The organism is Nonomuraea deserti (assembly GCF_004348685.1).
In the GTDB taxonomy this organism is placed as follows: Bacteria; Actinomycetota; Actinomycetes; order Streptosporangiales; family Streptosporangiaceae; genus Nonomuraea; species Nonomuraea deserti.
In genome coordinates this window covers 42267-50294 of sequence record NZ_SMKO01000055.1, presented here as the reverse complement: position 1 = coordinate 50294, position 8028 = coordinate 42267, and the positions used below count along the sequence as shown (strand labels likewise).

Here is an 8028-nt window from a genome sequence, read left to right as displayed (position 1 = left end):
GCGGGGGGAGAGCGGGGTCAGCCCTTGTTGTAGGCGGCGATGACCTCTTTCGGGTCGCCGTCCATCTTGATCTTGCCCTTGTGCAGCCAGATGACGCGGTTGCAGGTCTCCTCGATGACCTTGTGGTCGTGGGCGACGAGGAAGACCGTGCCGGCCGACTCGCGGATCTTGCGGATGCGCTCCTGGCTCTTCTTGCGGAACTCGCGGTCGCCGGTCGCCAGGGCCTCGTCGATGAGCAGGACGTCGTGGGTCTTGGCGGAGGAGATGGCGAAGCGCAGGCGGGCGCCCATGCCGGAGGAGTAGGTGGACATGGGCAGCTGGACGAACTCGTCGATGCCGGAGAAGTCGACGATCTCCTGGTATTTCTCGCGAACCTCGGCGGGCGTCATGCCCATGGCGTAGCAGCCGAGGACGATGTTGCGCTCGCCGGTCAGCTCGCGCATGAGAGCCGCGTTGACGCCGAGCAGCGACGGCTGGCCGTCGGTGTAGACGGCGCCTTTGTGCGGCGGCAGCAGGCCCGCGATGGCCCGCAGCAGCGTGGACTTGCCCGAGCCGTTGCGCCCCACGATGCCGATGGCGTCGCCGTGGTAGGCCACGAACGTGACGCCCTTGACCGCGTGGACCTCTTTCATCTGCGGGCGCCCCTGGCGCTTCAGAAGGCGCGTGAGGGCGTTGACCGCGTTGCCCTTCTCGCTCTCCGAGGCCGCGCCGTAGACGCGGTAGACGATGTGGAGGTCGTCGACGATGACGGTCGGAGTGCCCGTGGGGACGTCAAGAGGCCGCTTGCCCGAGGGCTCCGGGTTGGGATGCACCCTGACATCCTTGCCCGAGACGGCGGGCTTCTCGCCCTTCACCTGTGACAGCTCCTTGGTCAGTTCAGCCACGCCCGTACCTCTCCTCGGACCGCCAGAAGTACCAGAAGCCGAAGCCGAGTGCGAACACCGCCCAGAATACGCAAGACAGCACCACCATTGCCGGGGGGTGGTGGCCGTACGGCTGGTTGTGGGATCCGATGAGGATCTCGCGCATCCACTCGATGTAGGAGGCGGCGGGGTTGAGGTACATCACGTCCGCCACCCACTGCGGCAACTCCGCGGTCCCGACGACCTTGTCCTGGATCGAGAAGAACACGCCGGAGGCGTAGAGCCAGGTGCGGGAGATGAACGGCAGCAACTGGTTGAGGTCGCGCATCTGCGCGCCGAGCCGGGCGACCACCAGGCCCGTCCCGATGTTGAACATCGTCTGGAGCAGCAGCACCACCGGGATCATCAGCCAGTACCAGGTCGGCCACTCGCCGGTGGCCCACACGATGGCAAGGAGCACGCCCATGGAGATGGCGAGCTGCTGGAGCTCCTGGATCGTGTAGGCGAGCGGCAGCGAGGCCCTGGGGAAGTGCAGGGCCCGGATCATCGACAGGTTGCCGGAGATCGACTTGGCGCCGGCGGTGACCGTGCGCTGCGTGTAGGTGAAGATGAACATCCCGGTCAGCAGGAACGCCGGGTAGTTGTCGATGCCGTCTCTGCCGCCGAGGACGACGCCGAACATCACGTAGTAGATGGCGGCGTTCAGGAGGGGAGTCAGCACCTGCCACAGCTGGCCGAGCGCCGAGCTCGAGTATTTCGAGACGTTGCGCGAGGTCGCGTATGTCAGGATGAAGTGGCGCCGCTGCCACAACTGGCGCAGGTAGACAGGGAACCTCGGCCGCGCGATGGCACGGCGAAGCCCATATCGCTTGGCGAGCTTGGCCAGCGGCTCCTGCCCGCTTCGGCCGCCCGCCTGGGCGTCCGCGACAGCGGATTCCGGCTGGCTCATGGCAAGGACTCTATTGGATCCCGGTCGGTGAGGTGCCTGTCGCACGGGTCGGCGACAGTCAGTTGGACGGAGTCTCGGGACGCTGGGTTCCAAGGCGTCGTCAAGACCTGCTCAACCGTAGCCCAGCCGGGCGGGGTGTGACGGCAAGGGCGCGAGCGCCATCGTGTAGGGGGTAATTTTCATCGACAGTTCATGTCCATGCAGTGCCTGATCGGGGTGTTCTGTACCGTTTCATACCGATAGGGCTGAATGTCTGTGACGGTGGATAGGCGTACGTGTGACCGAACTGCAACGCGCCAGAGACGTCCTGGTGGCAAGTAGTGAGGGATAGTCGCGATCGACTGGCAGGGCGTCGGCTGGTTTGACCATGTCAGCCAAACCCGGGGGGATACCAGGACCCCCCCGTCAGGCTGCTCACGATCACCGCAGCTCAGCGCTTACGCCCACCTGTAGAGGGAGGAATTCTTTCACCATGCGTGTTACTAAGGGCGCACAGATCGTCGCCGGTACCGCGCTGCTCGCCCTCGCGGTTGCCGCGTGTGGCGGCGGTGCCTCGGACAGCGGTGGCACTGCCGCGGGCGGCGGGGACACCACGCCGGTCCGCATGGAAATCGGTGAGCCTCAGGAGCTCCTGGTTCCGCAGAACACCACCGAGACCGAAGGCTCCGAGGTCCTCGCCGCGCTTTTCTCTCCGCTTGTCGGCTACGACGAGAACAAGCAGCCAGTCGAGGAGGCCGCAGAGTCGGTCACGACGGAGGACAGCAAGGTCTGGACGATCAAGCTGAAGTCCGGCTACACGTGGCACGACGGCACCGCCGTGACCGCGGCCGACTACGCGCGCGCGTGGAACTACGCGGCGCTCCAGGACAACGCCATGAGCGCGTCCTACTTCTTCGGGCGCATCGACGGCTATGAGGACGTCCACCCGGGCGAAGGCAAGAAGCCGTCGGCCAAGGAGATGAAGGGCCTCAAGGTCGTCGACGACCTCACGCTCGAGGTCACGCTCGCGGCGCCGTTCTCGCAGTTCAAGACCATGCTGGGCTACACCGCCTTCTACCCCCTGCCGGAGTCGGCCATCGGGCCCGACGGCAAGGTGACCCAGGCCTACGGCGAGCAGCCGATCGGTCAGGGTCTGTTCAAGCTGGACAAGCCCTACAAGAAGGGCACCGACGCGACCATCGAGGCGTCGGTGTACGACAAGTTCCCGGGCAAGAAGCCCTCGAACTGGACGAAGCTCCAGTTCAAGGTCTACACCAGCGCCGAGACCGCGTACAACGACCTCCAGGCCGAGAACCTCGACGTCGACGACTCGCTGCCTCCCTCCGCGATCGCCAGCGCGAAGGCCGCGCTCGGTGACCGCTACTTCGACGAGCCCGACGCCTCCATCGGCTACATCGGCGTCCCGCTGAAGTACAACCCCGACTTCCAGGACGTGCAGGTCCGCCGGGCCATCTCGCTGGCCATCGACAGGAAGACCATCGCCGAGACGGTCTTCTCCGGCACCCGCGCGCCCGCCGACGACTTCATCAACCCGGCCATCCCCGGCTACCGTCAGGGCGCCTGCGACGCCTGCACGTACAACCCGGCCGAGGCCAAGAAGCTGTACGACGAGGCGGGCGGCCCCAAGAACATCGAGGTCGGCTACAACGCGGACGGCGGCCACAAGGAGTGGATCGAGGCCGTCGCCAACAACCTCCGCGCCAACCTGGGCATCGAGGTCACGCCCAAGCCGTTCGAGAAGTTCCAGGGCATCCTGGACGCCCTTGACGGCAAGGAGTACAAGGGCCTGTTCCGCATGGGCTGGGCGATCGACTACCCGGCAGCCGAGAACTACCTGTCCCCGATCTTCGGCACCGGGGCCATCGAGTCCGGTTCGAACTACGGCGGCTACTCGAACAAGGAGTTCGACGAGCTGATCAAGAAGGGCGACCAGGCGACGGACGCCGCCGAGGGCCTGAAGTTCTACCAGCAGGCCGACGACATCCTGATCAAGGAACTCCCGTACATCCCGGTCTACTTCTACCGGAGCAACTTCGGGCACTCCACTAAGGTGAAGAACGTCAAGCTCAACCTGCTCAATCAGATTGACTGGGCAGACGTCGAGAAGGCCTGACGTCGTTCGCCGGGGTGGACGGCCTGGCCGTCCACCCGTCGGAGGGCTGAACTTGGAGGCAGCCACTCAAGCCGGGTCATCCACGGACTCCGAGGGTTGCCTCCAGGTGTGTACCGGAGGGCTTGAATGGGCCGTTATGTCATCAGGCGCTTGATCCAGGCGATCCCCGTCCTGTTCGGCGCCACGCTACTCATCTTCTGCATCGTCTTCGCGCTGCCCGGAGACCCCATCGCGGCGTTGTTCGGGGACAAGCGTCCCGACCCCGCGATCGCCGAGGTCCTGCGCGAGCAATATCACCTCAACGATCCGCTGCTGCTGCAGTACTGGTATTACATCAGCGGCGTGCTCTTCAGAGGCGACTTCGGCGTCAACTTCGCCGACGTCCCCGTGTCCCAGATCATGGCGGGCAAGTTCCAGGTCACCCTGAACCTCGCGCTGACCGCGCTGGTCATGGAGGCCGTCATCGGCGTCGGCCTGGGCCTGTGGGCCGCGCTGCGCCGGGGCAAGGCCACCGACACCATGATCCTCGCCTCGACGCTGCTGTTCATCTCCGTCCCGACGCTGGTGACGGGATTCGTGCTGCAGCTCCTTCTCGGCGTGAAGCTCAAACAGTGGACCGGCGCCGACATCTTCCCCGTCGCCGGCACGTTCGCGGGCTGGCGCAGTTACCTGCTGCCCGGCTTCGTGCTGGCGGGCACGTCGATCGCCTATCTGACCAGGCTCACCAGGACCAGCCTCGCGGAGACCCTGAGGGCCGACTACATCCGCACGGCCACGGCCAAGGGCCTGTCGAGACGCCGCGTCGTCGGCAGGCACGGGTTGCGCAACGCGTTGATCCCGCTGGTCACCTTTCTGGGCGCCGACCTCGGCAACCTGATGGGCGGCGCGGTCATCACCGAGACGATCTTCAACCTGCAGGGGATCGGAAACCAGCTCTTCCAGTCGGTTTACTTGCGGGAACAACCGGTGGTCGTGGGCATCGTCACCATCCTGGTGCTGATCTACATCCTGGCCAACCTGGTCGTCGACATGTTATACGCCCTGCTCGACCCGAGGATCCGATATGAGTAACCCAACCCCGCCGGTCGGGCCCGGGCTCCCGGATACGCAGACCTTGGTCACGGAGCCCACCCGGGCGCCGGAACGCGAGGGCAAGAAGGCCAAGACCGGCAAGCCCGCCAGCCTGTGGACCGACGCCTGGTACGACCTCAGGCGCCGGCCGATGTTCATCCTCTCGGTGATCATCATCTTCGTCCTGCTGGTCATGTCGTTCTGGCCGTCGCTGTTCACCTCGATCGACCCGTTCAACGCCAGGAGCTGCGACCTGTCGACGGCGCGTCAGGGCCCCAGCCCCGGCCACCTGTTCGGCAGGGACAACCTGGGCTGCGACCTCTACGCCAGGACGATCTACGGCGCCCGCAACTCGATCATCATCGGCGTGTTCACCACGATCGTCACCACGTTGATCGGCAGCCTGCTCGGCATCATCGCCGGCTACAAGGGCGGCGCCGTCGACGCGGTGTCCTCGCGGTTCACCGAGATCTTCTTCGCCATCCCCGCGATCCTCGGCGCGCTGCTGATCGCGGCCACCTTCCGCGGCAGGGCCAACAGCATCCTGCTGGTCATCGTCGCGCTGGGGGTGCTCGGCTGGCCGATGACGTACCGCATCATGAGAGCGGCCGTGATCACCGCGAAGAGCCAGGACTTCGTGGTGGCCGCCAGGGCGCTGGGCGCGGGAGCGGGCCGGATCATGTTCCGTCACCTGCTGCCCAACTCGCTCGCGCCGGTCATCGTCGTGGCCACGATCAACCTGGGCGGCTTCATCGCCGCCGAGGCCGCGCTGTCGTTCCTGGGCGTCGGCGTGCTGTCCCCGGACATCTCGTGGGGTCTGATGATCGCCGACGCGCGCAACCGGTTCCTGGAAGCGCCGCTTCCGCTGGTGTTCCCTGCCGCGTTCCTGTGCGTCACCGTGCTCGCGTTCATCATGATGGGCGACGCGGTGCGCGACGCGCTCGACCCGAAGCTCAGGTAGAAGGGGGGATCACGTGAAGAAGACGTCAGCGGACGTGCTGCCTGGGCTCTCCGAAGGAGGGGCGCTGGGCGACCATCCACTGCTCGCCGTCGACAACCTGCACGTGGAGTTCCGCACCCGCGCCGGGATCGTACGCGCGGTCAACGGGGTGAACTACACCGTCAATTCCGGCGAGACGCTCGCGGTGCTGGGCGAGTCGGGTTCGGGCAAGTCCGTGACCGCGCAGGCGATCATGGGCATTCTCGACATGCCGCCCGCGGTGATCCCCAAGGGGGAGATCCGCTTCAAGGGCACCAACCTGCTCCAGCTGTCGGAGGAGGCCCGCACGCAGGTGCGCGGCCAGCGGATCGCGATGATCTTCCAGGACGCGCTCTCCGCGCTCAACCCGGTGTTCACCGTGGGCTGGCAGATCAGCGAGATGTTCCGGGTGCACCGAGGCATGTCCAAGGCCGACGGGCTGAAGAAGGCCGTCGAGCTGATGGAGCGGGTGCGCATTCCGGCCGCCAGGCAGCGCGTCCACGACTATCCGCACCAGTTCTCCGGAGGCATGCGGCAGCGCATCATGATCGCCATGTCGATCGCGCTGGACCCCGAGGTGCTGATCGCGGACGAGCCGACCACGGCGCTCGACGTTACCGTCCAGGCGCAGATCATGGAGCTGCTGGCCGAGCTGCAGCGCGAGAGCCAGATGGGTCTCATCCTGATCACCCACGACCTGGGCGTCGTCGCCGACGTGGCCGACAAGATCGCCGTGATGTACGCGGGGCGCATCGTGGAGAACGCCCCCGTGCACGACATCTACAAGGCGCCGGCGCATCCGTACACGAAGGGCCTGCTGGAGTCGATCCCCCGGGTCGACCTCAAGGGCCACGAGCTGTACGCGATCAAGGGGTTGCCGCCCAACCTGCTCGACCTGCCGACGGGCTGCGCGTTCCACCCCCGGTGCCCCTACCGTCAGGACGACTGCGTGACCGACACGCCGCCGCTCCACGAGGTCAGCGGCACGCGGAGCAGCGCCTGCCACTACTGGAGGGAGGTCCTCGATGGCGAGCACCAGTGAGCGCATCCTGGAGGTGCGCGACCTGGTCAAGCACTTCCCGCTCACCCAGGGCATCGTGGTCAAGAGGCAGATCGGCGCCATCAAGGCCGTCGACGGCGTCTCGTTCGACCTGCACAAAGGTGAGACCCTGGGCGTCGTGGGCGAGTCGGGCTGCGGCAAGTCCACCCTCGCCAAGGTCCTCATGGCGCTCGAACGGCCCACGTCGGGCTCGGTGACGATCAACGGCCGTGACATCGCCAAGGCCAGGGGCAACGAGCTCAAGCGGATGCGGCGCAACATCCAGATGGTGATGCAGGACCCGTACACCTCGCTGAATCCCCGGATGACCGTCGGTGACATCATCGGCGAGCCGTACGAGATCCACACCGAGGTGGCGCCCAAGGGCGACCGCCGCACGAAGGTGCAGGAGCTGCTGGAGGTCGTGGGCCTCAACCCCGACCACATCAACCGCTACCCGCACCAGTTCTCCGGCGGCCAGCGGCAGCGCATCGGCATCGCCCGCGGCCTGGCGCTGCAGCCGGAGATCATCGTCTGCGACGAGCCGGTGTCGGCCCTCGACGTGTCGATCCAGGCGCAGGTCATCAACCTGCTCGAGCGGTTGCAGAACGAGTTCGACCTGGCGTACATCTTCATCGCCCACGACCTGTCGGTGGTGCGCCACATCTCCGACCGGGTCGGGGTGATGTACCTCGGCAAGTTCGTGGAGCTCGGCAAGGACACCGAGATCTACGACCGGCCGGCGCACCCGTACACGCAGGCGCTGCTGTCGGCGGTGCCGGTGCCCGACCCCGAGGGACGGGAGCAGCGCGAGCGCATCATCCTCCAGGGTGATCCGCCGTCGCCCGCCAACCCGCCGTCGGGCTGCCGGTTCCGTACGCGGTGCTGGAAGGCGCAGGAGATCTGCGCGGAGGAGGAGCCGCTGCTGCAGATCCGGCCGGGCACGGCGCACGAGAGCGCCTGCCACTTCGCCGAGACGCACGACGTGGTCCACGTCGGCTGAACCGCCTGTCA

The 8028-nt window shown here is 66.4% G+C and carries 7 protein-coding genes; 5 read left to right on the top strand and 2 right to left on the bottom strand.

Going from position 1 to position 8028, the window contains the following annotated elements; genetic code table 11:
• Positions 1-17: 17 nt before the first annotated feature.
• Both E1292_RS21370 and E1292_RS21365 read right to left on the bottom strand, forming a co-directional pair.
• Complete coding sequence (locus tag E1292_RS21370; protein ID WP_181958269.1) at positions 18-884, bottom strand: ABC transporter ATP-binding protein; 867 nt, start codon at positions 882-884, stop codon at positions 18-20.
• The gene (locus E1292_RS21365) at positions 877-1812 is read right to left on the bottom strand and encodes an ABC transporter permease (RefSeq protein WP_132596990.1); all 936 of its coding nucleotides are present in this window, start codon (positions 1810-1812) and stop codon (positions 877-879) included. The genes E1292_RS21370 and E1292_RS21365 overlap by 8 nt, the downstream gene beginning before the upstream one ends.
• A gap of 604 nt (positions 1813-2416) precedes the next feature.
• Here E1292_RS21365 and E1292_RS21360 point away from each other — a divergent pair.
• The 5 genes from E1292_RS21360 to E1292_RS21340 all read left to right on the top strand — a co-directional run bounded on the left by E1292_RS21360 (position 2417) and on the right by E1292_RS21340 (position 8017).
• On the top strand, positions 2417-3925 hold the full coding sequence (locus E1292_RS21360; RefSeq protein WP_246090241.1) for a peptide ABC transporter substrate-binding protein: 1509 nt from the start codon (positions 2417-2419) through the stop codon (positions 3923-3925).
• A 126-nt stretch (positions 3926-4051) separates the two neighbouring features.
• A complete protein-coding gene (locus E1292_RS21355; RefSeq protein ID WP_132596988.1) occupies positions 4052-4996 on the top strand; it encodes an ABC transporter permease in 945 nt (314 codons plus the stop codon).
• Complete coding sequence (locus E1292_RS21350; protein ID WP_132596987.1) at positions 4989-5957, top strand: ABC transporter permease; 969 nt, start codon at positions 4989-4991, stop codon at positions 5955-5957. Before E1292_RS21355 ends, E1292_RS21350 begins: the two co-directional genes overlap by 8 nt.
• Positions 5958-5970: 13 nt before the next feature.
• The gene (locus E1292_RS21345) at positions 5971-7017 is read left to right on the top strand and encodes an ABC transporter ATP-binding protein (protein ID WP_281284048.1); all 1047 of its coding nucleotides are present in this window, start codon (positions 5971-5973) and stop codon (positions 7015-7017) included.
• On the top strand, positions 7001-8017 hold the full coding sequence (locus E1292_RS21340) for an ABC transporter ATP-binding protein (RefSeq protein WP_132596986.1): 1017 nt from the start codon (positions 7001-7003) through the stop codon (positions 8015-8017). The genes E1292_RS21345 and E1292_RS21340 overlap by 17 nt, the downstream gene beginning before the upstream one ends.
• Positions 8018-8028 lie beyond the last annotated feature (11 nt).